The following is a 22,921-nucleotide window of genomic DNA, read 5'->3' as shown; positions in this document are numbered from 1 at the left end:
GTTTTCCGTGGTCACTGTAGTACGTCGAGTAGGTTGACGTTGATACGGTCTGCCTTGTCCTTCGGTAACTGCAAAGGTATATGCGCGCTAATGATCGGAGCCCACTGGCGCCAACTGAAAAAGGCACTCGGGTGTCGGATGAGGAGTAGCTTCAGCGTTCGGCCATCTTCAGCGATAGTAACTAAGCGAGGCCGCGTCCGACCGATCCTAACCGGCAAACGGTTCTGCTTGAAGGACGCTCCGCGAAGCTTGAGAGCTTCCACTAGCGCTTCGACCTTCTTGGCTTCGAGCCCATAGACAATGGCTTGCTCGATCGCCATGAGGCTAGACAGGCCGAAGAACTCCTGCCACCCTTTCAGATATTGGGGATAAGTCGGCCGAGCCTTGATATCCTTGAGCGGCTCCAGTACGAGGTTGTGGTAAGCCACTGTTGACCAGAATTCACGCTTTTGATTTTCACTTGGCGTGGGCGTGTGGTGCATAGCCCGTTCGATGTTGCGCACATACGGCGAATCGCGCCGATAGTCCAAGGCGTGCCGGCGGTGTGTCTCCCGCAGACCATTGGCCTGCATGTACCGCGCATCGAACCCATTGCCCCAGTTGTAGATGCTCTCCCCGACCACCATGGTCCGCACCGCCGAAGTTGAGAATTTCGAGCCAACCCACGGCCACCAAGGCAAATTGGCGCGGCCGGCAAACATGGCGTCAAATGAAGTGTCCAGCAGATTTGCAAGTTCCATGACGTTTCACGAAAGTTATCAGCGGCGGGCTAGCCGTTCTATGGCGAGAACGCCGGCTCGAATCTTGTCGACTGCCGAAGAATTAGCGGAGTGCACCGTGATTCGTGGCGGCTTGAACCCGCGCAGCGCGACTGCCTCTTCAATCCAGAGGATGACATCGTAGCCGGTGCCCCGGGCGTCGTCGCCCAAATCATGATCCAAGCTGATTTCCTCGACGGTCCCGGATTCGAGCAGTCGGATCGCCTCATCGGGCCAGTAGACTCGGTGCCACCCATCGGGTGTCGGCCTCTCATCGCCGAGGAACACCTTCATGTTTGTTTTCCTATCTCGGCCGCTTTACGCCCGGAAAATGTTCTCCCGATGCCACTGTAGGAACGGACGCATGTCGATGTGCTCGCTGGTCGTCAGGCGCATGTGGGGCGTGACGTTGAGCTGTGAGAGAGTGCCGGCCTTGAGCAGCGGGCTGATCTGGATGCGGAAGCTGTCGTCGAAGGTGATGAAGCCTCTGTCGAACAGCCTATCCAAATTTGGGACCAGCAACAACCCATTGGCCACCTGTACTCGCTCCCTGGCTGTCTCGCACCGACTCCACGGTTTCACGTGGCTGGCAACGAGCAGCTCGAGCAGTTTGCAACCGGTCACGAAGCAACCCTTCCAGCGCTCCAAAAGTGCATCCCGAAATGGACCCTGCCCGACTCTCGCCTTGATGACTGCCTCACGCTCGGTTTCGTCGAGAGTCGCCACGAACTCCTGCAAGAGCGGGTCGTTACCCGGATCAGTGATTGGGTCGATGCCGTCGCCTACCTCGTCGGGTCGGGCAACGCCGCGCTCAATGCGATAACTGCCGGTGCGGTCGTTGTATGCAGTGACAAACCAAGTCACCGGGTCGAGCGTTCGCGCAGTGACCGTGTCGGCCGTGGTGCCGCGATCCTTTTCCGCTGTCCTCATTCCACCGATCATGATGAGACGAACTGGCCGGCGCTTGTAGTAGGCATATTGGACGGCTCGATCAAGCGCATATGAGCGGGCCGTCCACGCCTTCAGTCTTGCTCGCACAGCAGAGTCCCTTTCGCCCGAGTCTAGATCCAGCAACCGCTGACGATACTCGCGGTCGTTCCCTTCATACACCGGCGGCTGTGCGTCCTTGTCGATGTCCTCGTACCAGAGGCACACCACTGTAGGTTCGTCCCCCTTGCCGACGAACGACCAGCTCGTATTGCGCGAAATATTGTCGTTCGGATTGAGGATCGGCTTGTGGTCCAGCGTGAAATCCCACTCCGACACGTCGTGGCCGGCTTCGATCAGCAACTCCCGGACTGGTGCCTTGGACGCTGGCATCTTCAATGGAGGCAACAAATGATCTGTGCTCATCGGTCAGGGATCTGTGTATTGTATTGAAAGGGCATGCACTTAAGCGGACCGGTACACGGCGTCCACAGTTTTCCAATCGCTATCGATTATCAGCATCGTATGGCTCACCTTCGTAATGCTATGGTGCTGCCGGTAACATCGCGATAGAGACTTCATGATGTGCACGGAGTTGCGAATGCCCGTGGCGAATCATCGCCTGTAGATAGGCGAGTCTCATATGCCCTTCGATAAGCTGGTATGGCTCGAGAAACGGCTCGTTACGTTCTCTGGGATGGCCGTACTGACCGGCCTGGTGCGCGACGATAATGGGCGCTGGGGTCGTGCCGATATCCAACATTGTGCGACCAAGCCAAGTCTCTCGCCTCACGTGCCCCTCGAAAAGATCATCACCCCAGTATCTAAGGGTCTCCGGCCACGTACCAACGTGACTGATAGTGAGAACTTCTTTGGAGGTCATCTTCGTGAGTTTATATACCCAATCGAGCGGTCGGAGCGGCAACCAAGACTGAAAGTCACGCCAGTGACGATACACCCACGTCTCGACAACGAGCGAAGGTACATGAGCGTATTCAATCGGCCACCGCTTGAAGTACTCCGCAAACGGTTCGACATCGAATGCACCTGTAGTCGTTCCAACCTTAGGCTCAGGTATCTCAGCCGCGATTAGCATTGCTCTTCGTTTTCCGTTATCAGTGGTCGGTCGATGGCAATCTGGTCGCATCGGCGGTACTCACTCGCCATTTACTATCGCCGCATCTGAACTGCTGCATCCAAACCTGCTTAAGCTCGTCGCCATCAACCACATCGGCTGCTACGATGACCCGCTTTTCGTAATTGCCCACGCAGCTGACGGTGATCGCACGCGAGGCAATGGCATCATCTTCGGAGTGAAGCGCAGCAATCTCGACGAGCGGCTCTTCCTTCTCATTTCCCGCGTAGGCCTTCGATGCCCCGCGCACTGTCAGATCGTCAAACCATCGAACGGCCCAAGTGCCGTCAGCCGCCCTTCGTTCGAGGACGACACCACGAGACCACCAAGCTGCCTCGGGCGATGGCTTGTGCCCAGGCTCTACGGGTCGCTCAGCCAGCGCGGGACCTGCTGTCAAGACTAAGGCGATCAAAGCCGCGCCAACAAGCGATGCCTTCATCTTCCTTCTCGTTTTCCTATACATCAGCGGGAACGCCATGCTGAGCGAAAATTTGCTCCAAACGGGTGATTACTGATCGCGCAAACTGGACAACCTCTAGCTCCGTTCCATCAGGCCACCGCACCCAACGTTTGCCAGAGGCGTTAATGGCGATGCTGTTGATCGGCACGCCACCGATTGCCCCAGACACGGAGAGCGTTGAAGGGTCGGGGCGGCCGCGCGTAAGCACCATGTGCTTAGCCTTATTACAAACATCGGCGCAATGCCGAATTACCGGATCAGCGAGGAGCGACTTATGGTCTACCTCGGACAAAACCGGCTTGAGGTAGTCGATTACGTGATAGGCCGTGGTGAAGAGGTTGTACACGTGGTCAATGGAAGCTTCACCTTCAAGGCGCGAGAGTTCACGCCGCGCCTTTGCGAGCATCGCACCAGCCGTGTTCAGTTCGAAGAAGCTCATTCGTTGTTTTCCTTGCTTATCAGGCTTTTATGCTGGAAAGAGTCTTATGATCTCCCCGGCCAGTTTTTGCCGGCCGGATTCGAGCTGCATCTGGATCTTAACGACACGATTCTTTACCCCAGCGTGGTCCTGCCGAATCGGCAACGGATTGGTCCGCAACTGCGACAACAATGCGCTCATCGCAGACAATGCCCCCTTTATCAACGTAACGCCTTCAACTGTCGGAACCGTTCCGAGTTCCAGCATCGGGATCTGCTGCAGCACGCGGAATGCTTCCTGGAATTGCGCCGCGTCATACGTGCTCACGTAACCTTCTGCATCGGACTGTTTCAACAACAGCGCCTCAGTCGCGCTACCAACCAACTCGACAGCGTGCTCTGTGATGCCGCGAACAGCAGCAAGCCGAGCAGCCCGCGCTTGGGCATCACGCAGGTTTGCTTCCCGGCGCTGCCGGTCTGCAATGGAAACAGCGTAGAAGATTGCCCCAATCGATCCGAACGCTTGCACCCACGACGCGTAATCACCGCTTTGTTGCGGGAAGTGGGTAATCAGGGCCGTTGCGATAAATCCCACCAAGACTGCCGCCCCAAACAATCTTAGCCCCGCCACAACCGCGCGGGCCTGTTCGGGACTCATGGAAACAGATCTCTTCATTGACATAGATTGATTTGGCATCTACTTATCTCAGGCCGCGTAAGTGGAAATCGAGCGTTTGGCTTTGCAATGCCTACTCCGTTTTCCCTTCTTTCGCGCACGCAATGACGACGTTCGCCCGCCTACTTAACCCGGGGCAGTACGATTTCCACCGGAAACCCGGGGGTGAATGCGACGATCGCATCGTGGACCTTGTCGTAACGTATCTCCAGCATTCCGGAAGAACCTCTCATTACGAGAATTCCGTGCTCGTAGCGGAAAAACATCCTGCTCGACGTGTCGCCGGTATTCGTGACAACAAAATCGTAGCCGCTGCGAGCGATAATTGTCGAGTCGATATCGTCGTTAACTTTCCACGATCCAACGAACTCGTCCTCAGTCCTTTTGCCGCAGGCAACCAAAAGCGATGATGCGCTGATGGCTAGTAGTGCCACTACGGCAATGGTCTTCAACCCATTTTTCACGTTCTTCGAACGCGGCCGCTCGATGGCACTGCCGCTTTTCCTGCATTGTTTTCCGCGCCGTTGTTTAACGCACCTGAGCCGCGGCACGTTCCTCCGCGTCCTTCCGCTTCTGCTCTTTCGCCAGGTGATGGCCGACCGCGCATCCGACGATTGCGCCGGCAACCGCATGATGCCCTGCCACGTGCCCTGCTACGGCGCCAACGGCCGCACCTTTTAAACAGCCTGCCGCTTGAGCGTTGCCGGCCGCAACGGATAGCAGAGCCACCGCCATACAAATTGCTTTCCTCATTCTTTTGTTCCTTCGTTCGTACTCGCCCGCGTGGGCGTATCTTTTGCGTTTCCTAGTTGTCCAAATTGCAGTCGGCGAGTTCAAACCTGTGCGACAACCCCACGCGGGCGATCGGCGGTTTTTGAGGAATGCCCCACGCACACAATAACGCGTCGAACGAAGGCGCGGGCGGACCGGATTTCAGCACCGGGAGTTCACGTCCTGTCAACTGGTACTGGACACGCTCACCGGGGGAGGCTCCAGACTGCTTAACGTACTCAAGAACGCCGTGACGAACCGCGTACTGAAATGCATCTGACGCTGCGCGCGAATTCAACGTCCCGCTTGCCGCGATTTGCTTGACTGTCGCCGCACCATGCTGACGTATCCATGCGCAAAGCTTCTCGGCGTTATGGTGTACCTTCATCGGTATATTCCGCTGTTGGTGACTCTAAAAAGTGCCTCTGGCCAAGCTCCGAATGTCTCTGGCGTCTCTTGCCTAACCCTTCCTTATCGGCATCTGCACCCAAATCTGTATATCCAAACGACGATCAGACTAAAATTTGTGCAAAACGCATTCAACCGGATAGGTTGACTGCTGCGACGGCTTCACGGAACTCTCGCTGCGATAGTTCCAGATATGGCGCAACATGGTCGATATGCGTATGACCCAGGAGAGTCTGGACCGTTTCGAGAGAATGCCCGTTTGCGATCAAGCGCGTTGCAAACGTCCTGCGTCCCGAGTGACTGCTGTAGCCCACACCGGTGTGGGTTCCATACCGTGCCTCCTCGGAATACGCCCGTTTTCGGGCTCCGTTACAAGAGAAAAAGAACGGGACGCTCCTTTCCAGCGTAACCCGCATGAAGCCTCACTTCCTCGGAAAAATGCCGGATGCGCGGGCCCCGACACTATAAGGATCCAGAACGGGTCGGGCAAACGCGCGCGCCGCCGTCAGCGCTGCTGACGGAGATAACGCCGGGAACCAGCGGTTATGGGCTGCCGGCGGAGATGACTGTTAGTTGCACTATGAATTGGAAGCCACACCTTCGGTTGCCGGCACAACAACCGTCGGCGTGACCATGAGCGACGGCAATCCTTGCGACTGGAGCGGGGGCTTTCCACCAGAGCCGGACGCTGGAACTTCGCCGTGTCCAGTCTCCCCAACGTGATGTGCCGTTACGTCATGAACACGCTGCTGCACTAGTTAGCAATCGGGAGGGACCGCTCATCTTCTGCCGCTCGCGCCCGGGCTTAGCCCGCCATTCACACGGCTGCCACCCTCACAGAGCAGACCTTCTCGCCGTGATCGCGCCGGCCAGTTCATCTTGAGGTTTGCTTGTCGCCTGCCCGACAGGCAAGAGCCGCTTCAGACAGAATAGCCGGTGCGCGCACGTGGCGTGGCCAGGTGTCTGGACGCTAGGCGCCGCGCGAAGCGGTGTCGGTGCGCCTGCACATATAGTAAACGGCTCACGCCGCCGCGTTTGCCATGCCGCTAACTCGTATTAGCGGCATGGCGTTTAATGGAACAAAGATGCCGTCATCACTTACCACAGGAAGCGATTGAAGAATCCGCGCAGATTCTGCCAGGTCGACGGCGAAGTTGCGGACGAAGAGAAGCTGACCGCCACCGCTCCGACGTTGCCGGGTTGAAGCAAAGCCCACTTGGTCAAGCCGCCACGGCCCGTCGCAAAGGTGATTTCCGCTTTCGACGTCTTAATAGGACTGGGCATGGAATACGTAAGTGTGTCGCCGTTTGCAACGACATTCTGTAGCGAATTTCCTGAGATATCGACGTGCGCAGTGGTCGCCAGAGCGCGCTGCAGCTCGTCAATCGTTGAGGGGCGTGACTTCTTTCCTAGCGGGAAAATAATCGCGCGCACTGCAGCGTTCACAGCACCATCGATGACCACTGGTGACTCGACGAGAATGCGTTTTGCTTCACCGCCGTCGAGGTTGATGGGCAGCGCGAGGGGCTTGCCGTCGATCGTGCTCAACTCTTGGATCGAGGAAGCCGAAACGTTGTAGTCGCCGTTGGCATTTCGCATCGTGTCCATCTGGTAGTTGACGACGGACATCCGATTTTCGCTGCTGTTGGCGATGGTCACCTCCCAGCACATGCCGATGACAGCCCGCTCCTCGTCACCTTGGTAGTAGATGGGGCAATCGCCCGGCTTTGCCAAGACTGATACCTGTTCGATCTTGGCCTCGTTTTGTTCCCATGCGCTGTATGCGCTCGATGTTGAGGCCGCGAGGGCGAGGACTGCAAGCGCAGTGTTGCTCCACTGATGAAGCGAATTAATTTTTAAAGACATGGCGTTTTTTCGTTGGATTATGTGATGCAGCGCAAGACACTCCCGCTTGATTATCCCCGGAGCAGGCGCTGCGCCGCTTGGATTTTCGGGAATCTTGCGCGAAACGTCAAATGGCACTGGCACATGCGGAAAGGCTCCGGCGCGCTTCTCCCCTTACTGTGTGGCCGGGCTGCCCACTGATTTTGTAACGCAATGCACGTCGATGGCCATGCCGGCGGCAACGAAACGGACGCGCCGCACGGAAGTTGACTTGGCTCACTGACGGTCGGGCGCAAACCGGGCCATGAAGAGACGCTCGTCCATCCCATCGCGCGTGCATTTGAACGTCGGCGACACCACGGATACCCGCTATTGGGAATTGTCGGCTAATTTAACGGCTCACTACTTCGGAGTTGGGTGATCGCCGCGTACACAAGGAAAGCACACGCAACACGCCGGATGACTGGTCTCCTGCCGTGCTTCCTACAAATTCCTATCGGCAAGCTGTATATAGTAATCAGCCTTCGCCTCGCGAAGTATTACGAGAGCAGCTTCGTACGCGCGGATGGCCTCGTCCAGCCGCGCTGGGTCCGATGCGCGCTCCCCGAGTACCATGAGCGCGGTGCCGAGGGCGTAATGCGATAGCGCGCAGTCGAGCGGCACCTTTTCGCGCGTGCGTTTCTTGAGCGCCTCGCGGTAGGCGGTCACCGCTTCCTGCAACTGCATCGGATCAAACTTGAGCTCCCCGAGCTGCGCGAAAGCGGCGCCGAGGTTGTACTGCGTCGCGGTCCAGTCGAGCGGCACCTTTTCGCGCGTGCGCTCCTTGAGCGCCTCGCGGTAGGCGGTCGCCGCTTCCTCAAGCTGCGCCGCGTCTGACTTGCGCTCCCCGATCGCGGCGAGTGCGCCGCCGAGATTGTTCTGCGTTAATGCCCATTCGAGCGGCTCCTTCTCCCGGGTGTACTCCTTCAGCGCGTCGCGGTAGGCGGTCACTGCTTCCTCAAGCCGCGCCGGGTCAGACTCGCGCTCCCCTAGCGCCTAGAGCGCTGTGCCGAGGTTGTTCTGCGTCGCGGCCCAGTCGAGCGGCGCCTTTTCGCGAGTCCGCTCCTTCAGCGCCTCGCGGTAGGCGGTCACCGTTTCCTGCAGCCGTGCAAGGTCAGACTGACGTGCCCCGAGCGTCGCGAGCGCCACGCCGTAGAGATTGCCTGGCATTGAGCGCATGCCGACGACTAGACCTTCCTTGTGTGTCGTCGTGATCGATACCCCTTTCGTCGAATAGGGATCGCGGATCCGGTCGCAGATACGCTTCGCGTTGAGATCACCCCAGGGCGGCGCAGAGTTGCCGATAATCGGTGAACCGTATGTTGTGTTCGCTACCGCACCCAAGTCCCCAGCTTTTGAGCGCTCCCGCTACCTGCATCTACTATTACAAACATAACGAGCAGTGCAAACAAGATTGAGAGAAGACTATCGCAACGCGATTGTCTGGAAACATTGACCGCCCTAGCGCCCAGGCAGTCGCGCAAGCCAGCGTACGAGGGTTCCCGGACCGATTCGCGCCAGTGGCAACAGCGGTCAAGGCCTATCCCATCTGAGCATCGAACGTCTCCACCCATGTGCGCGGACAGTCGGTCGCTATCTGCGATCCGCTTTGGCTAAAGCAAAACGAACTGCAGCGAGGCTGCCAATGGACAACAGAACCGTGGAGCCTCCTCGCGTCAAAGGTGACTTCGACGCCCCTCACGCTCTGGCGTCTTCGTTGTGCGGCCATGTTATTCCACTCCTCAAGGTCCTGCTGGCGAAGCTCACGTTCGAGCACACGCATCGCTATTGTCCCGAGTTCTATCACGCGTTTTCTCCAACGATGCATCTGGAGGAGGGATGCGTGTGCATCGGTCGCGGCTATCCGCTTTCGAGCGAAGACGACGTCCGTGAACTCCTGGAGCACTGTTATGGCCCATGGGCGAGCGAAGCATTGCCCTACGCGGTCGTTGAATGGCGAGAAAGAATGTCTGGAAAGGAGCCGGAAGGCCGGATTGTCTCTGTCAACGAAAATATCTTCGATCGGTTCTTGCGAAACCAGAAGCTGGTTGAAATAGAGTGGATGGTCCGGGGCTGGCTTCATCCGCAACTCGATGACGATCCGGTCATCGAGCCAACAAAACTAAAGCCATCCGAACTACCCGACGAGCTAACCGCATACCCAGGTTTCATGGACGAACTCAAAGTCACCGTGCTTTACCTGGCATACCGGCTCGGCAAACCACACCACGATGCGCTGTGCCGACTCGTCGCGACACTCGATTGGGACTATCTTGCGCGCATTATCGATGACCCTGAAATCGTGCTGCATGACGAGCCGGTTCAGGCGGCGGCACAGAGACTGAAAAAAATACTCAAGGGGCGTGCGTACAATAAGGTGCATCAGGTCTTGACTGGATTGCCGTATATCGGACATCGCGCACTGGCGGACGAGTACGCGCATATCATTGGCATACCGAACGACCGCAAGCCCAGCGTCTTCATCCAGGACACTCTGCTCTATCACACAGATGAATCGGGCGACGGATTGAGCGCGCTCTGTCTTTCGGGGGGTGGCATTCGCAGCGCGTCGTTCTGTCTTGGCGTACTGCAAGTTCTTGCGACCTACCGTCTGCTCGGGAAGTTTCACTACATATCGACGGTGTCTGGCGGCGGCTATATCGGCACGGCCCTTTCGCGCTGGATCATCGCCAAGACAAAAGACGACGATTTGCAGCCTCGGTTTGCGCTGCAATTCGTCGAACATGAACTCGATCGATTGCGCCAGGCCGACTATGTCCAGCTTCGCATGGCGGGGCTCACCTTCAACCAGGAAGGGCCGCTAACATGGCTCAGGATGAACAGCAACTATCTTGCGAGGCGCCTTTCGCTCTTTTCAGCCGATGCATGGACCATCGTCGCTACCTATTTTCGAAACCTGTTCATCGTCTGGACGATGTTCTGGCCGTGGTTCATGGTGTTTCTATTGGGTCCGTGGTTTGCCGTCTGGCTAGGACAGGCGACGCAAGACCCAGCAAAGTCACCTATTCCCTCCTCGGTCGGCTTCGTGGGCGCCTGCATCGGGATTCTTGGCGCAACTTACTTTTTCCAGGGCAAACCGCAGCGAAAACCGGAACTGCGGTTTGCAAATCACATCGCCTTACCGCGCAGCGGCGACGTACGTGCTGCTTTCGGCGCGTTGCTGCTGGTCATCGCATGCTTTTGCCTTTCATATGCAATGTGGTGCGCGATCGACAAGAAAACAACGAATCCCGGGCAATTGTGGTACGTATGGTATGCAATTGCTGGAACGCAGGCGATTCTGGCATGGCTGAACATGAATGGCCGGCGCAGCGTCTGGGTCATGACCGTTGCTGCGATTCTGGCAGGCGGTACACAGATTGGCCTTCTCTACTCGATTTTCCAGGCTCTCACGGACTTTAGCTCGACATCGAACACGAGCAAACTCGCCTCGGCCGAGCGCGCGCTCGTCACGCCTGCGTTGATGCTCGTCGCCTTGCTCATTGGAGAGGGCCTGAAAGCGGCCGTACGCTCCCTCACCGAAGGCGCCGACCGGCGCGAACATCAGGGGCGCGCGCACGCGTTCGTATTCATGCTGCTCACTGCGTGGGTCGTCAGCGCGGCGCTGGTGATAGGCATCCCCGCATTGCTCAGCTACTACGGGGGTTCGGCTCAGGGCGTCGCGGCCGCGGGAAGCGCGCTCTCGCTCGCCGTCAGCACCTTTGTGGGCTATCGCAAAACGAGCCCCGGTAAGCCGGGCACGCAAGCGCCCATGAGTCTCACGCTGATCGGCAGTGTCGGCCTCGTGTTGCTCGCCGTGCTGCTTTCCATCGGTACCTGGAAAGCAATCGAGCTTATGCCGGAATGGACAGATCTGAGGCACTTGCGGACCTACAACGTCAATTGGACGCCGCCCGTGCGCTACTATTGCCTCGAAGACACGAGCACCTCGTGCGCCCTCACGAGCGCCTTTCAACCCTTGAGAGAAGGTCACTCATGCACGGCTGCATCGACGCAATGCATCGATCAATCGTTTTCAGGGTTTGTCGATCAGGTGTTCGGGCATTTTACAGAAAAAGACCGGCTTGCTTTCTGCCTTTTCGTGATGCTTTGCTCGGGCATCCTGTTTTTCGCACTCGGTCTCCTCGTGCGCATGAACGAATTCAGCCTTCACGGCTTTTATCGTGATCGCCTGATCCGTACATTTTATGGCGGCTTCCGCAGTGTAAAGCGGCCACGCAAGCCGGCACGTTTCACGGGTTTTGACACTGGCGATGACATTCCGCTCGCCGACATCACGTCGGCTTATCAAATTCCTTCACCCCGGTTCGACAGCGAAGGAAACTCGAACAAACCACCCTTTCTCGTCGTCAACACTGCGCTGAATCTCGTGAAGGGCGATGCACTTGCGTGGCAAGAGCGCAAAGCCGACAGTTTCACTTTCACCGCTTTGCACGCCGGGAATTACCGGCTCGGCTATCGCCGGGTGGCAAGCTTCGCCGACAACGTCAAGCTCGGCACTGCGATGGCCATTTCCGGCGCAGCCTTCAATCCGAACATGGGTTACAACAGCAGCACACCCATGGCTTTCCTGATGTCGGTGTTCAATGTGCGGCTCGGATGGTGGCTAGGTAATCCAAAGTTCAAACAGTGGCAACGCAAAGACCCCACGTCATCGAGTTGGCGCCTGTTGCAGGAAGCAGCGGGACAGACAACGGACACCGGCGACTGGGTTCACCTGTCCGACGGCGGGCATTTCGACAATATGGGCTTGTGGGAAATGGTGCATCGCCGGTGTCGCCGTATCTTTGTGATCGATGCCAGCCAGGATGGCCGCTTCACGATGGAGGATCTGTACTGCGCAATACGCAAGATCCGCATCGACATGGGAATCGAGATCAGCGCGGAAAGTGAGCCGATATTGCTGTTTCCGCGCTCCGCTCGTGCGGCCGGTCTCTATCACGCGCGCTTCACCATTCGTTATCTGGACGCAAAGGGCAAGCCGGTCAACGGCGTTTTACTGTATCTGAAGCCTTGCGTCTATGGAAACGAGCCGCCCGATATTCACGAATATGCGCACAAGCATGTCGAGTTTCCGCATGAAACGACGGCCGATCAATTCTTTAGCGAATCGCAGTTCGAGAGTTATCGCAAACTCGGCGAATGGGAAATGCTGCAGATGCTGCGGCGTGTGATGGATGTCCGCAATACAGATGACATCCCGCCCGATGTGCCAATGGACACCATGCCGCCGGCTGCACCGGGCGGTGAGGAGCGGCGCGGCCTGTTCTCCCCCGACAACAAGAGGCCGAGGTGACTCCTCCGCTCGTCCGTCTTCTTGTGATAGTCACAGTCGGCCTGAACATCGCGTGCGCCTGTATGCCTGCGCGAGCGGCGTCCGCGCGCGTCCACGCGAAGCCGGCCGTCACGACCCGCTGGCTGTGCTCAGCCGATCGGCATGGCGATTGGTACAACTTGCCTTGTGCGGGCGAAGCCTGCAAGGCGCATTGCAAGGTGATTCAGTATTGCGAGCCGAAGGCCGTGTCGAGCACGATTACAGCATGTTCACACGATGGCACTTGCACACCACTTGTTTTGCACCGGCGTCTTGCGAGGCTTGGATGCGGTTTCAACGCCGATTCGTTCTGGACCTCCCCTGATGCGAGACCGGCGCCGGTCACGCCATCGGGAGCCGCGATTGCGCTTAAAGCCGAACCCGGTAAGGCGCCGCTGAACTGGTCAACGCCGTCCTGCGGAGAAAACGCATTCAGAGGCATCAAGGAGGAGTTGAACGATCCCAAGTTTTCGTCGAGCGCAACTGGACGCAGCCATGCTTTCGCCGCGCTGCTTGCGCGGGGCTGCAATGTCGACCTCTCTCAAATGGGACCCGATGGGAAGTACGCCAGCGTAACGCTGACGCGAGATCCACCCATCAGAACCGATGAATCGGGGACCGCGCCGCAACCGCCGGTGATCGTAGCGTTCATGCCGCCGATTGCGGCGGAGCCTGCTCCATCACCGCAATTTGCATGCAAAAAGCCGAACGAACAGACCGTCTGTATCGATACGACCGTACCTCAACGGCCGGATAACGCAGCCGCGTGCGAGGCGCTTCGGCTCCTGCACGATTCAAAGCATTTTGCGATTTGCAACGACGCGACAGATGCCCCGAACCTACGCATTCGTTTTCCGAAAAATGCGGAAGGTCCCGACAAGTACACCGAGCGAATCGAGATCTACTCCGCCGGAGGCGGGAGCCGTGGTGGCGGAGACGGCGCGGGTCGTGGCAGCGACGGCAGTGATCGCACGGGTGGTGGTGCTGGTGGTAACGCGGGTGATAACAATGGTGATAACGCCGGCGGTGGCTCCGGTGAACACACTGGTGGTAATACTGGTGGAGGCGCGCAACCCTCGCCTAATCCACCGGCATCGTCTTCCCTCGTTTCGCTCCCCGCCGCCGCTGCGGGCTCAGCTGGCGCCGGCGCCCTGCTGGCGACGCTTGCGACGCGGATATTTGGCAGCTTAAAGAAAAGAACCGCAGCCAACCAGCCGCCTGCAGTGGCGACACACGCGATCCAGGATGTGCACGTTACCGTCTCGTTCCGTCATCCGCCGAGGCCACCACGCGTGCGCGAAGCCAAGCCCCGCACCTCCCCGCCAGACACGACGGCCTGACGACATGCAATCGAACATTCCCACTCTGCCTCGCGGCATTCCACCACAACCAACAATTGCCTGGTTTCTGCGCGACCTGATTCCCGACAACCTGTGGGACGACTTCGACCTCGGCGTCGTGAGCCACGGACCAATTGACACGATTCGAAATCAGCTGTTTCAGCGCGGCGGCGCCGATGCCTGGCTTCGCTTTATCGCGCAGACGCGGCAGGCCCTTCCACAACTTTTGTCAATTTCGCTCATCGACACGCTCCACTCCGCGCTCGGCAGCCGCCAGGTGTGGCCCGACGATGTCTGGCTGCACTGCCGCCCCATCATCTCGGTCTATATCGCAGGCCGTCTGGTCAAACCCGCAATCGTGCTCAATTGCCATACACGCATTGCCTTTGCTTGCCCCGGCGAACAGCGCATTGGCGACTACGTCCTGGCCACAACGGAAGTGACACTCCGTCACGCGCGTCAAAACATCATTGGACGCGCGATGGGCGAGTATTTCGTTCCCGTTCCGCCACTCTGACGTAGAAGGAATTAAAGTCGTCAACCCGGAATCCCCGTGGCACACAGCTTGCGCCGCTGGAGTTGACGACTTTATTTGCACTCGCAACGAAATAAAATCGTCGGGAGCGTTAAAAACCTTGGGGTAGCGCTTCGGAGGCCCGTCTGAACTCGTCGAGGAAAACGGCGACCTCGATCGGTATCGCTTTCGGGCGTCGCCTGATCATTTCAAGTCTCTCGTGCAAGTCGCCATTTATCACAGCGCACCGGACTTGGGCGAGAGCGTGTAAAAACTGGGGAGGCGCATCTCGTCAGTTATCCCTTGCTTACGGCACTATGTTCTGTACATCGGCTGCTACCTGCCGACGCTGACCCGATGCACTTGCTGTAATCCGTGTCGGCGATCTTGAGCGCCGAGACGCGACGAGGCGAGAATTCTCCGTTCAAAACCGCAACCCTGACCTGCGCCATGCAGTGCGCCCCTTCATCCGTCCAGCGCATCTGTCGCTTCTTGGCCATACGGTAGCTGACAACCTGATTCACCGCCGACTCGGCGATGCTGCTACTGATCGGGAGGCCCTTGCGATGCCGAGCGCTGTAGTTGACCAACGTGCCCGCGTTCTTCTTCAGGTAAGACGAGACAGTGTTCAGATTCCACCAGCGTTTTGAATTCGTATTCAAGTTCGTCTTGCCATTGACTGAACTGGATTCGCCACAGCAAGCGCCGGGGCCACTCGGTACGTTGCCCAAAGATCTGCGTGTGCTGGTGATCGACGATGACGAAACGGTCTGTTCGGGCATGGTGCGTTTGTTGGAGAGCTGGGGATGCCAATGTCAAGCAGCAAGTTCTGTTAGCGACGCGATAGCTGCTGCACGTGTGTGTGCACCGTCGATCATCATCAGCGACTATCGACTTCGCGAACAACAGACAGGGGCACAAGTCATTAGTGCTTTGCGCGCCGCAGCAGGGATGAATCTACCGGCATTGATTATCACGGGAGATACGGCTCCCGAGCGACCTCGCGAAGCGTCCGCAAGTGGCGACCCACTGCTGCACAAGCCTGTTAGGCCCGAACAGCTTTATCAAACATTGATGAGACTTGTTGTTTGAATTCGGCACGGGCCTCAACATGAGTCATGTCTGACTAGGCGATAGGCCGCGTAGCCGAACGCTACGCACGCGTACAGGTTGCACGGTCCGCGGTTAGCGCGGTCCAGATCGCACTCCCGCAAGGCGGCGGTTCGACGTTGAGCTTGTCACGACCGACGCCAGCCCCTCGCGAACGTCCGCTGGTTGCGAACATCGATTTCGCGCCCGCGGTGGCCACCGGCAGTTTCCGAGGTAGACCTGCCCGTCGGCCGGGAAGCCGTCACGGGCTCCTTGGGGTCGGCTACGGAAACTCGAGGCTGAGATGCCACGACGGACCGTCGACTGGACTCGGACTTCTGGGATCGGCCATGATGTGACATCCAGTTCGTTGCGTCGCTATGACATTCGGGCGGCAGTTCCCCTTCGCAAGCAGTCACTCATACATGGTCTTCCGCCTATGCTGCGACTAATGGTTCATCGGCAGGCAAATGCTGCCGCGAGCGGACATCCGAACGCGCCCGGCGCTTCATCTCATACATTCCGCGATGCCGGGGTCGCACCGGCTGCTATCTTTGCGCAACAGGCAGTGCGCAACGGCGCGGATACTGGCGATGCGATGTCCAGCTACAACCCTCGAAGGCGTGAAAGCGCGGGGCGTTTCATGCTCATGAGATCCGTCACCTCAATTCGGTCATCCACCGACAAGATCGGAATAGTCAGCCATTTCCCGTCATGATAGGTCCGGGATTCATCGTACAGTTTGACCAATGGCGGGCTCCACAAATAACGCCGTTCTTCAAACTTCTCTCGTTCTGCTCTGCCCAGGACGACCAGAACGGACAACAGACTGTATGCCGGGAGCAGACTGCACAACGCCCTGGTTTCCTTATAGCGCAGTGCCCAGCCTCGCTTCTTGCCCCCATATATCCAACCCGGCGTGAACACATTGGGGTAGAACTCATCAATCCAGCTCCTCAGCTCCCTCCAGTGTTCGAACGCTTCTGGGCCCAACCAGTCGCGGATAGTACGCTCATCCGGATGCGAGGATTTGCCAGAGATTCTTTCACCTATCTCGGCGCTTCGCGTAGTTTTGCTCTCCATTTTCATCTCCTTAGACTATCCAGATATCTAACTTTCCGTTAGCTCACTGCCGCGTGTCCGTCCGCGAGGCCTGGATTGACCCGAGCAGGAGGGAAAGCGACGCAGCCAGCAGAGCGACGTCTTTAAGCAGAAACTGGCCGGGCAACGCTGAAATCGCGGGAAAACCACCGGCAGTTGCTTCGGCAACGCCCGGAGTGCTCAACATGAAGGTAAGCGTGATCAGATAAGTAACGGCCGACATCGCAGCTCCCAGCGCGGAGAACAGTGGTTGAATCGCCCCGATGATCAGAGCGGCCGCAGTCGACAGTTCAAGCAAACCTATTACGTCACTTGCGCCCTGTACCCCGAACAGGGAATTCAACCAACCCATGATAGGACTGTTGACGATGAACGGCGAGATGCCGTTCGCTTCGTAATGGGTGAATTTCATTGCACCGAACCACAGAAAGATGATGACTAGCGCCCATCTGAGCAACGAAAGTCCAGCACGGGATCCTGCGCTCTTTTCTGCAATTTGAAAGCGAAGCAGATTCATGCGAATACTCATTGTTATTTCCCATTTCAGAATGTTAGGTGGTTCGTTACGGATGCACTGCTTCATAGTTTCGATACGGGCCCCGGCACTACCTTCTGTCGAAGTAGTCCGGGAAACGTTCGACACGCCGAGGAACCAACCCGGCACCGCTCTCTTTCTTCTCTCAGCTCACGCTGCATCGCGAGTATCCTGGCGAAGACCGCGCCGGTGAACTTCATGCGAGCACCTTTCGGTACTGGATAAAGCCAGAGCGTTCTCCCACGGCGTCGTAAAGGAGCCTGCCGGGATAGTTGGTTTCGTGGGTCAGCCAATGCACACGGGGCGCTTTTCGATGTTTCGCCTCCGCATACACATGTTCGATCAACGCGCGACCAACGCCACGCCCACGTGCATCAGTCGCAACAAACAGGTCCTGTAGATAACAGTAGTCGTCGGTTGTCCAGGTCGAACGGTGATAGACCGTGTGTGCAAAGCCGCAGGGCTGACCACACGCCAGGGCGAGCACCGCGTGCATGGGTTCGTTAGGGTCAAAGAAGCGCTCCCAGGTGTCGCGTGTCACGGCTTTGGGGATAGTTACCTTGTAAAATCGCTGGTAGCTTTCCCACAGCATCAGCCAAATATCGAAATCGCTACGCTCGATGGCTTTGATGTCAACTGATTGCATAGAATGCTCCCGAAATTCATCTGACGGTCACGCTGGGAAACGCAGCCATGGCCGCCCCAGCATCAAGCAATACGCTCGATTCCAGAGCCTATTCCCCGATTGGGCGCACACCGTATTTTTGACGGTACGTTTTCTGTATCTCGTCTTGACTGCGGGGCGGATCGGCAAAGACATGTGCAGGTGAACACAATGAGGATATCGAACTAATTTCTATGCGGATGACATACTCGACAGGATACTCAGGCCCGTTTACCTCGCGAATCCAGTCGGCGATCATTGCGTATTCTTCGCCGCCGGGCGGAAGAATAAGCGCACACCCATTGAACCGGTAACCACGTCTCTGGAAGATGTCGACTACGTTGATCTCGACAGCGGGGTTGAGATTCAAGTTTCGCAACGTCCCGGGCGACGCGATATCGGCAAAGTAAAGCTTGCCATTCCTGACCGTCAAGGAAGCCTTTGGCGAAAGATTCGGTGTCCCGTCCTCATTCACTGTCGCGGTGAACGACAGGATTGCCCCCTTTATGATTGCCTCGGCGTCTGCGGTGATTTCAATCATGGATCCACTCGTCTAAAAGGACATCCTGCGAATTCGGGGAACGCTCTCCAGTGCCTCGCAGGAATCGTTGTTTATCGATCAGCTTCGCGCTATTTGATAGGCGTGGTCAGCGCTTTGTCGTCCGTGTCGAGGACGAACACGGCGAGCAATTTCGCGGACTGCGTTTTGCTCGCGTTTCGGCTAATCGAATGGATAGCCCCGGGCGGTTCTGACCAGCTCTCACTCTCCCGATAGACGCGCGTCGGGCCGTCATTCACTTTCGACTCGACAGCCCCCTTGATCACGTACGCGTAAATGAATGCTGACTTCGCATGCGTATGGGGCACCGACGATGCACCCGGAGCGTAGGTGACTTCCAGGGCAATCAGCGACTTGCCGGGGACGTTGGGGATCGCTGCATCGAAATTCTTCGTTACGGTTTGTCCGTCGCCGTCGTGAGCTACAGCGGAGTCCACGCCCATCGCGGCTAGTGCAACGAAGGCGGCGATGATGATGTTCGGAATCTTCATGGTCTTCTCCTTTTGCGTGTCAGCCAGGACATCTTTCAAGCCCGGCGAGAATCAAGCTGCGGGCACCTCGAGGCCGCGCTGCACAGCAGGGCGCGCGAGACCACGATCGATCCATCGCCGGACATGAGCGAATCGATCGAAGCCGACAAGCTCCCGCGCCTCGTAAAAACCGATCAAAATGCGCACCCACCCGAGCAGCGAGATGTCGGCAATGCTGTAGTCATCGCCCATCACCCAGTCGCGACCTGCGAGCCGTGTGTCGAGCACACCGAGCAGTCGGGCGGATTCCGCCACATACCGGTCGCGCGGGCGTTTGTCCTCGTAGGCTTTGCCTGCGAATTCATTGAAGAAGCCGACCTGACCGAACATTGGCCCAACACCGCCCATCTGCCACATCAGCCACTGGATCGTTTCATAGCGAATCACGGGATCGGCAGACAGGAGTTGCCCTGTCTTGTCGGCGAGGTAAAGCAGGATCGCACCCGATTCGAACAACGCAACCGGGCGCTCACCTGGACCGTTCGGATCGAAGATCGCCGGAATTTTGCCGTTCGGGTTGAGCGAACCGAATGCAGGTTCCTGGTTCTCGTTCGCCATGATGTCGACACGATGGGCTTCGTACGCAAGGCCCGTCTCCTCCAGCATGATGCTGACCTTCACTCCATTAGAAGTCGGCAGAGAAAATAGCTGGAGCCGGTTGGGCTGTTGTGCGGGCCAGCGCGTGAAAACTGGATGCTGAAGGGTCATCTTTTTCCTTGGTGATGGAATGTGCCGGCCTTTTGCCGAACATGGCCGACCGTTCCGCCGTGCGTTCCGATGGATTACCCCGAGAACTCCGCTCTCGGGGTGTCCAACGTCATGTGCGTCGTAGCCGCAAGGTCAGATCGAACCGGCCGGCGTGACAGCGGGGAAATCCATGTCCGGATCGAAGACGTTATTGAAGAAGTTCGTCAGGGAATACATAGCGACCAGTGCGACGATTTCCATCACGTTTGCGTCTGTGTAGCCCGCTTCGCGAACCGCGTTCAGGTCGGCGTCGCCCACCTTCCCACGGGTCTCGATGACCTTGCGCGCGAACTGGACTGCGGCATCGCGCTTCGGATCGGCGGCGTGGCCCTTGCGCGCGAGGATGATGTCGTCCGTGGGGAGCTTCGCCAGGTGCTCTGCCGTGAAGCTGTGAACCGTCAGACAATAGTTGCAACCGTTCACTTCGGAGACAGCGAGGCCGATGCTGTCACGCGTCTTCACGTCGAGCGCCTTGCTCAGGGAGCCCAGCAGGTACGCCCAGGCGTTGAACGCGATCGGGCTTTGCGCGAACGCCGCCATCATGTTCGGCGTGAAGCCGATATTTTTGGCGAAGCCATCGAGCGTCGCCTTCGACTCGGCAGGCACTTGTTCCGGCGTAAGAATGGTGGTTCGGGTCATGATTGATTCTCTGATTAATTTGCATTACTGATTGATGAGGGTTCATCCTTGAACCCTCCCCTGGGATTACTTCGTGCCCGGACGCGGGTCGAAGCTGTTCAGGCTCAGGCGGGAGTTACCTTGCCTACGACTGCTTTTCATGGCTGGCTTGTCGTTGTGCGTAGTGGACGCCCCAGCGACACGCTTAGACGAGGTCGAGCACGTCGGCTACGGGACGGCGCGGCTTTTGCGCCCAGTTGCCTTGACGCTCGGCGCCGATGGCGAGCAGAAGCGCGGGCACCTCATCATCGGCCAGACCGAATTCGCGGTGAACGGACTCGGCGTCGAAGCCGATCATCGGCGTCGACCCCAGACCCAGCGAGCGGGCTGCATAAATCATTGCCGACGCGCCGAACGTGGCCGTGCGTACGGCTTCGTCGCGGCGACGCTGCGGATATGCCATGTACAGTTCGCGTGCCGGGTTCTCCCACTCCGACACCATCGTCGCCGGCATCACGCCTGCTTCGACCAGCGGCGCCAGACGATCCGGAATCACGCTGGTGTCAACCAGCTGTCCGCAGACGATGAAGGTAACTGCCGCGTCCGCGACAGCGGGCTGGCTCCACGCAAGCGGAAAGAGCTTGGCCTTCGCCGCGGGCGTGCGTACCGCAATGAAGCGCCAGTTCTGCAGATGAAAGGACGTCGGGGCGCTGGTGGCGATCCGCACCAGCTCGCGGATCTGGTCGTCGCTCAACGTCGCCGACGGGTCGTAATACTTCGTGGCGCTGCGGCTGACGATGCATTCGATGACTGCGTTATTCATGGTGGTTCCGCTGTTCATAAGGATTCCTATGGGTAGAGAGGCCTGCTGGGGTACAGAAGTGCTTCCGTTCGAACTTGCGCGGCAAAGATTCACGGTTCTTGTGTCGATCGCTGCTCACCTTGGCCGCTTTCACCAAGGCATCGCAGCTTCTCTGCGTGTTTGCCGTCAAGTGGTGAGGTGTTTCAACTTTAAGGCCACAGGAGACCTATTTCGAGAGCGGAAATGCTCAATAAAGTGTCCAAAAGGATCAAACTGCAGGGAGGTGATCGGTTCGCTCAATGCTGCAACGCGGTAGGGTTCATCGTGCCGCCGCGAATGAGGCCTGCTGTCCAGATTGCTTCGAAGGAGGCGCGGCCGAAGACCAGTCGCTCCGTGCCGACATCACCGGAGCGTGTTCCGCGGTGGTTCGAACCGCGGACGACAAATCCCGGGTTCTATCGCCCCTGACGTGCGAGACGGCGCCATTCACCGGGTGTCATGCCCATCCTCTCGGTGAACAAACGCCGGAAAGAGGACACGGATTGGTAGCCAACCGACTCGGCCACAGCCTCTGTGGTCATCGTCGGCTTCTTCAGCTCGTTTGCGGCGTGGCTCATGCGGATGTCGGTTAGCAAATCAACGGCTGAGTATCCGAGCGTTTCCTGGAAATGCCGCATGAACGTGGCGCGGGACATGTTGCACAAGGCGGCCAGATCGGGCAGGTTCCAGGCGCGCGCGGGATCGGAGAACATTGCCGAAATCGCGGGGGCCAACCGTGGATGTCCAGCGAGCGCCAGCAAGCCTGTCGGGGCCTGCCCGGATCTAGTCGCCTCGCGCAGCACGATAGTGAACAGCGCCGAACTGAGCGAGTTGAGGACGGCATAACCGCCCACTTTTTCTCCTGTAGACTCGTCGCGCATGAGCCTCACAAAATTGGCGAGAGGGTTCGAAGCGGACTCGAAGTCCGGGTCATCATCCCCGCCCGTAGTCCGCACCACCAGATTTGTTGGAAGGTAATTGCGAATCAGTCGATCATGGGGCGGCCCAATAAAAAAACGGCCGCATAACATATCGAGATGTTCGCCGGCGCCGTCGTTCTCGCTAAATGTCCACCCGGCAAAGTCCTGGCGCTCGCGGGTAGGGCCGGGCTGAATTCCACTACCGTCGTGCAGGATGTGCGCAGAGCCGTGGGGCAACAAGACGATATCGCCAGCGACCAGCTCCTTTACCATCCCTGCCGCCGGGTCCTCGATGATTGCCTTGCCCTTGAGCACAACGTGGTAGGGAATTTCGTGGGTTGCCGCCTGATCCCACGCGACGCGCCACGGTGCACCGTAGGCGCAGCGTACTTCCGGCCGACCAGTAACAGTGATCAATTGCAGCAGGTGACTCAACCAGTCGACGTGAGACATAGGATTCCGTAAAGCCTCGGCGTGGAAAAATCAGCTGGCCGTTCAAACTCGCAAAATTGCCAGCGCTCGAAAATCTCGAAGACGGGAAATGCTCGTTCCTCGCCATCGGAGGGGTCGAATCGAACGGGAAGTCGCAACGACGGCGTAGTCGATCCGGAACGCCCGAACGATGGTGGCATCAATCCCCTGCGATGCGCCGGTAACGACCACTACCTTTCGCGATTCGCTCATGAGCCGGT

At 58.0% G+C, this 22,921-nt stretch carries 27 protein-coding genes and 1 pseudogene; 4 read left to right on the top strand and 24 right to left on the bottom strand.

The window, feature by feature from the left end:
- Window positions 1-11 precede the first annotated feature (11 nt).
- From U5A57_RS36560 to U5A57_RS36500, 13 genes are all read right to left on the bottom strand, one after another.
- A complete protein-coding gene (locus U5A57_RS36560) occupies window positions 12-740 on the bottom strand; it encodes a hypothetical protein (protein ID WP_321916709.1) in 729 nt (242 codons plus the stop codon).
- An 18-nt stretch (window positions 741-758) separates the two neighbouring features.
- Window positions 759-1,052 carry a cyclic-phosphate processing receiver domain-containing protein gene (locus U5A57_RS36555; RefSeq protein ID WP_321916707.1) on the bottom strand — a complete coding sequence of 98 codons (294 nt, stop codon included), beginning with the start codon at window positions 1,050-1,052 and terminating at the stop codon, window positions 759-761.
- 24 nt (window positions 1,053-1,076) lie between these two features.
- Window positions 1,077-2,111: an HNH endonuclease gene (locus tag U5A57_RS36550; RefSeq protein WP_321916706.1), complete on the bottom strand. Its 1,035-nt coding sequence runs from the start codon at window positions 2,109-2,111 to the stop codon at window positions 1,077-1,079.
- 689 nt (window positions 2,112-2,800) lie between these two features.
- Window positions 2,801-3,259: a hypothetical protein gene (locus tag U5A57_RS36545; RefSeq protein ID WP_321916704.1), complete on the bottom strand. Its 459-nt coding sequence runs from the start codon at window positions 3,257-3,259 to the stop codon at window positions 2,801-2,803.
- A gap of 16 nt (window positions 3,260-3,275) precedes the next feature.
- On the bottom strand, window positions 3,276-3,719 hold the full coding sequence (locus tag U5A57_RS36540; RefSeq protein ID WP_321916702.1) for a hypothetical protein: 444 nt from the start codon (window positions 3,717-3,719) through the stop codon (window positions 3,276-3,278).
- Window positions 3,720-3,746: 27 nt separating this feature from the next.
- Window positions 3,747-4,355: a hypothetical protein gene (locus U5A57_RS36535; RefSeq protein ID WP_321916700.1), complete on the bottom strand. Its 609-nt coding sequence runs from the start codon at window positions 4,353-4,355 to the stop codon at window positions 3,747-3,749.
- Between the two features lie 140 nt (window positions 4,356-4,495).
- On the bottom strand, window positions 4,496-4,825 hold the full coding sequence (locus tag U5A57_RS36530; RefSeq protein ID WP_321916699.1) for a hypothetical protein: 330 nt from the start codon (window positions 4,823-4,825) through the stop codon (window positions 4,496-4,498).
- A 76-nt stretch (window positions 4,826-4,901) separates the two neighbouring features.
- The gene (locus U5A57_RS36525) at window positions 4,902-5,126 is read right to left on the bottom strand and encodes a hypothetical protein (protein WP_321916697.1); all 225 of its coding nucleotides are present in this window, start codon (window positions 5,124-5,126) and stop codon (window positions 4,902-4,904) included.
- Window positions 5,127-5,178: 52 nt separating this feature from the next.
- Entirely contained in the window at window positions 5,179-5,532 is a 354-nt protein-coding gene (locus tag U5A57_RS36520) for a hypothetical protein (RefSeq protein WP_321916695.1), read from the bottom strand.
- A gap of 151 nt (window positions 5,533-5,683) precedes the next feature.
- A complete protein-coding gene (locus U5A57_RS36515) occupies window positions 5,684-5,968 on the bottom strand; it encodes a tyrosine-type recombinase/integrase (RefSeq protein WP_321916694.1) in 285 nt (94 codons plus the stop codon).
- A 682-nt stretch (window positions 5,969-6,650) separates the two neighbouring features.
- A complete protein-coding gene (locus U5A57_RS36510; protein WP_321916692.1) occupies window positions 6,651-7,418 on the bottom strand; it encodes a hypothetical protein in 768 nt (255 codons plus the stop codon).
- 462 nt (window positions 7,419-7,880) lie between these two features.
- On the bottom strand, window positions 7,881-8,387 hold the full coding sequence (locus U5A57_RS36505) for a tetratricopeptide repeat protein (RefSeq protein WP_321916691.1): 507 nt from the start codon (window positions 8,385-8,387) through the stop codon (window positions 7,881-7,883).
- A gap of 45 nt (window positions 8,388-8,432) precedes the next feature.
- The gene (locus U5A57_RS36500) at window positions 8,433-8,606 is read right to left on the bottom strand and encodes a hypothetical protein (protein ID WP_321916713.1); all 174 of its coding nucleotides are present in this window, start codon (window positions 8,604-8,606) and stop codon (window positions 8,433-8,435) included.
- Window positions 8,607-9,081: 475 nt separating this feature from the next.
- Here U5A57_RS36500 and U5A57_RS36495 point away from each other — a divergent pair, with 475 nt between their 5' ends.
- From U5A57_RS36495 to U5A57_RS36485, 3 genes are read left to right on the top strand one after another with little or no spacing between them, the layout of a single operon-like run.
- Window positions 9,082-12,753: a patatin-like phospholipase family protein gene (locus tag U5A57_RS36495; protein WP_321916690.1), complete on the top strand. Its 3,672-nt coding sequence runs from the start codon at window positions 9,082-9,084 to the stop codon at window positions 12,751-12,753.
- On the top strand, window positions 12,750-14,111 hold the full coding sequence (locus U5A57_RS36490; protein WP_321916688.1) for a hypothetical protein: 1,362 nt from the start codon (window positions 12,750-12,752) through the stop codon (window positions 14,109-14,111). The genes U5A57_RS36495 and U5A57_RS36490 overlap by 4 nt, the downstream gene beginning before the upstream one ends.
- A 4-nt stretch (window positions 14,112-14,115) precedes the next feature.
- On the top strand, window positions 14,116-14,628 hold the full coding sequence (locus U5A57_RS36485) for a hypothetical protein (RefSeq protein WP_321916686.1): 513 nt from the start codon (window positions 14,116-14,118) through the stop codon (window positions 14,626-14,628).
- Between the two features lie 293 nt (window positions 14,629-14,921).
- On the opposite strand, the gene U5A57_RS36480 is transcribed toward U5A57_RS36485, so the two are convergent.
- The gene (locus U5A57_RS36480; RefSeq protein WP_321916684.1) at window positions 14,922-15,287 is read right to left on the bottom strand and encodes a hypothetical protein; all 366 of its coding nucleotides are present in this window, start codon (window positions 15,285-15,287) and stop codon (window positions 14,922-14,924) included.
- Between the two features lie 7 nt (window positions 15,288-15,294).
- Here U5A57_RS36480 and U5A57_RS36475 point away from each other — a divergent pair, with 7 nt between their 5' ends.
- The gene (locus U5A57_RS36475) at window positions 15,295-15,717 is read left to right on the top strand and encodes a response regulator (protein WP_321916683.1); all 423 of its coding nucleotides are present in this window, start codon (window positions 15,295-15,297) and stop codon (window positions 15,715-15,717) included.
- Between the two features lie 603 nt (window positions 15,718-16,320).
- On the opposite strand, the gene U5A57_RS36470 is transcribed toward U5A57_RS36475, so the two are convergent.
- The 10 genes and pseudogenes from U5A57_RS36470 to U5A57_RS36425 form a co-directional block, all read right to left on the bottom strand.
- Window positions 16,321-16,803: a DUF3788 domain-containing protein gene (locus tag U5A57_RS36470; protein ID WP_321916680.1), complete on the bottom strand. Its 483-nt coding sequence runs from the start codon at window positions 16,801-16,803 to the stop codon at window positions 16,321-16,323.
- A 37-nt stretch (window positions 16,804-16,840) separates the two neighbouring features.
- On the bottom strand, window positions 16,841-17,344 hold the full coding sequence (locus U5A57_RS36465; RefSeq protein ID WP_321916678.1) for a YkgB family protein: 504 nt from the start codon (window positions 17,342-17,344) through the stop codon (window positions 16,841-16,843).
- A gap of 202 nt (window positions 17,345-17,546) precedes the next feature.
- The gene (locus U5A57_RS36460) at window positions 17,547-17,996 is read right to left on the bottom strand and encodes a GNAT family N-acetyltransferase (protein ID WP_321916676.1); all 450 of its coding nucleotides are present in this window, start codon (window positions 17,994-17,996) and stop codon (window positions 17,547-17,549) included.
- An 88-nt stretch (window positions 17,997-18,084) separates the two neighbouring features.
- Window positions 18,085-18,555, bottom strand: coding sequence for a pyridoxamine 5'-phosphate oxidase family protein (locus tag U5A57_RS36455; protein WP_321916674.1), 471 nt, complete (start codon window positions 18,553-18,555; stop codon window positions 18,085-18,087).
- A gap of 89 nt (window positions 18,556-18,644) precedes the next feature.
- Window positions 18,645-19,064: a cupin domain-containing protein gene (locus U5A57_RS36450; RefSeq protein ID WP_321916672.1), complete on the bottom strand. Its 420-nt coding sequence runs from the start codon at window positions 19,062-19,064 to the stop codon at window positions 18,645-18,647.
- 51 nt (window positions 19,065-19,115) lie between these two features.
- Window positions 19,116-19,811 (bottom strand): glutathione S-transferase N-terminal domain-containing protein, encoded by a 696-nt coding sequence (locus U5A57_RS36445; protein ID WP_321916670.1) that lies wholly within the window; start codon window positions 19,809-19,811, stop codon window positions 19,116-19,118.
- Between the two features lie 132 nt (window positions 19,812-19,943).
- Complete coding sequence (locus U5A57_RS36440; protein WP_321916669.1) at window positions 19,944-20,489, bottom strand: peroxidase-related enzyme; 546 nt, start codon at window positions 20,487-20,489, stop codon at window positions 19,944-19,946.
- A 184-nt stretch (window positions 20,490-20,673) separates the two neighbouring features.
- Window positions 20,674-21,291: a nitroreductase family protein gene (locus U5A57_RS36435; protein ID WP_415774701.1), complete on the bottom strand. Its 618-nt coding sequence runs from the start codon at window positions 21,289-21,291 to the stop codon at window positions 20,674-20,676.
- A gap of 434 nt (window positions 21,292-21,725) precedes the next feature.
- Complete coding sequence (locus tag U5A57_RS36430) at window positions 21,726-22,682, bottom strand: AraC family transcriptional regulator (protein WP_321916667.1); 957 nt, start codon at window positions 22,680-22,682, stop codon at window positions 21,726-21,728.
- 111 nt (window positions 22,683-22,793) lie between these two features.
- Window positions 22,794-22,913: pseudogene (locus U5A57_RS36425) on the bottom strand (3-oxoacyl-ACP reductase); the annotation flags it as partial.
- Window positions 22,914-22,921: the final 8 nt, after the last annotated feature.

It is taken from the genome of Paraburkholderia sp. J11-2 (genome assembly GCF_905220185.1).
Lineage (GTDB): Bacteria > Pseudomonadota > Gammaproteobacteria > Burkholderiales > Burkholderiaceae > Paraburkholderia.
Note: the sequence above shows the minus strand (reverse complement) of the source record. Positions and strands in the feature narration are given on the sequence as shown.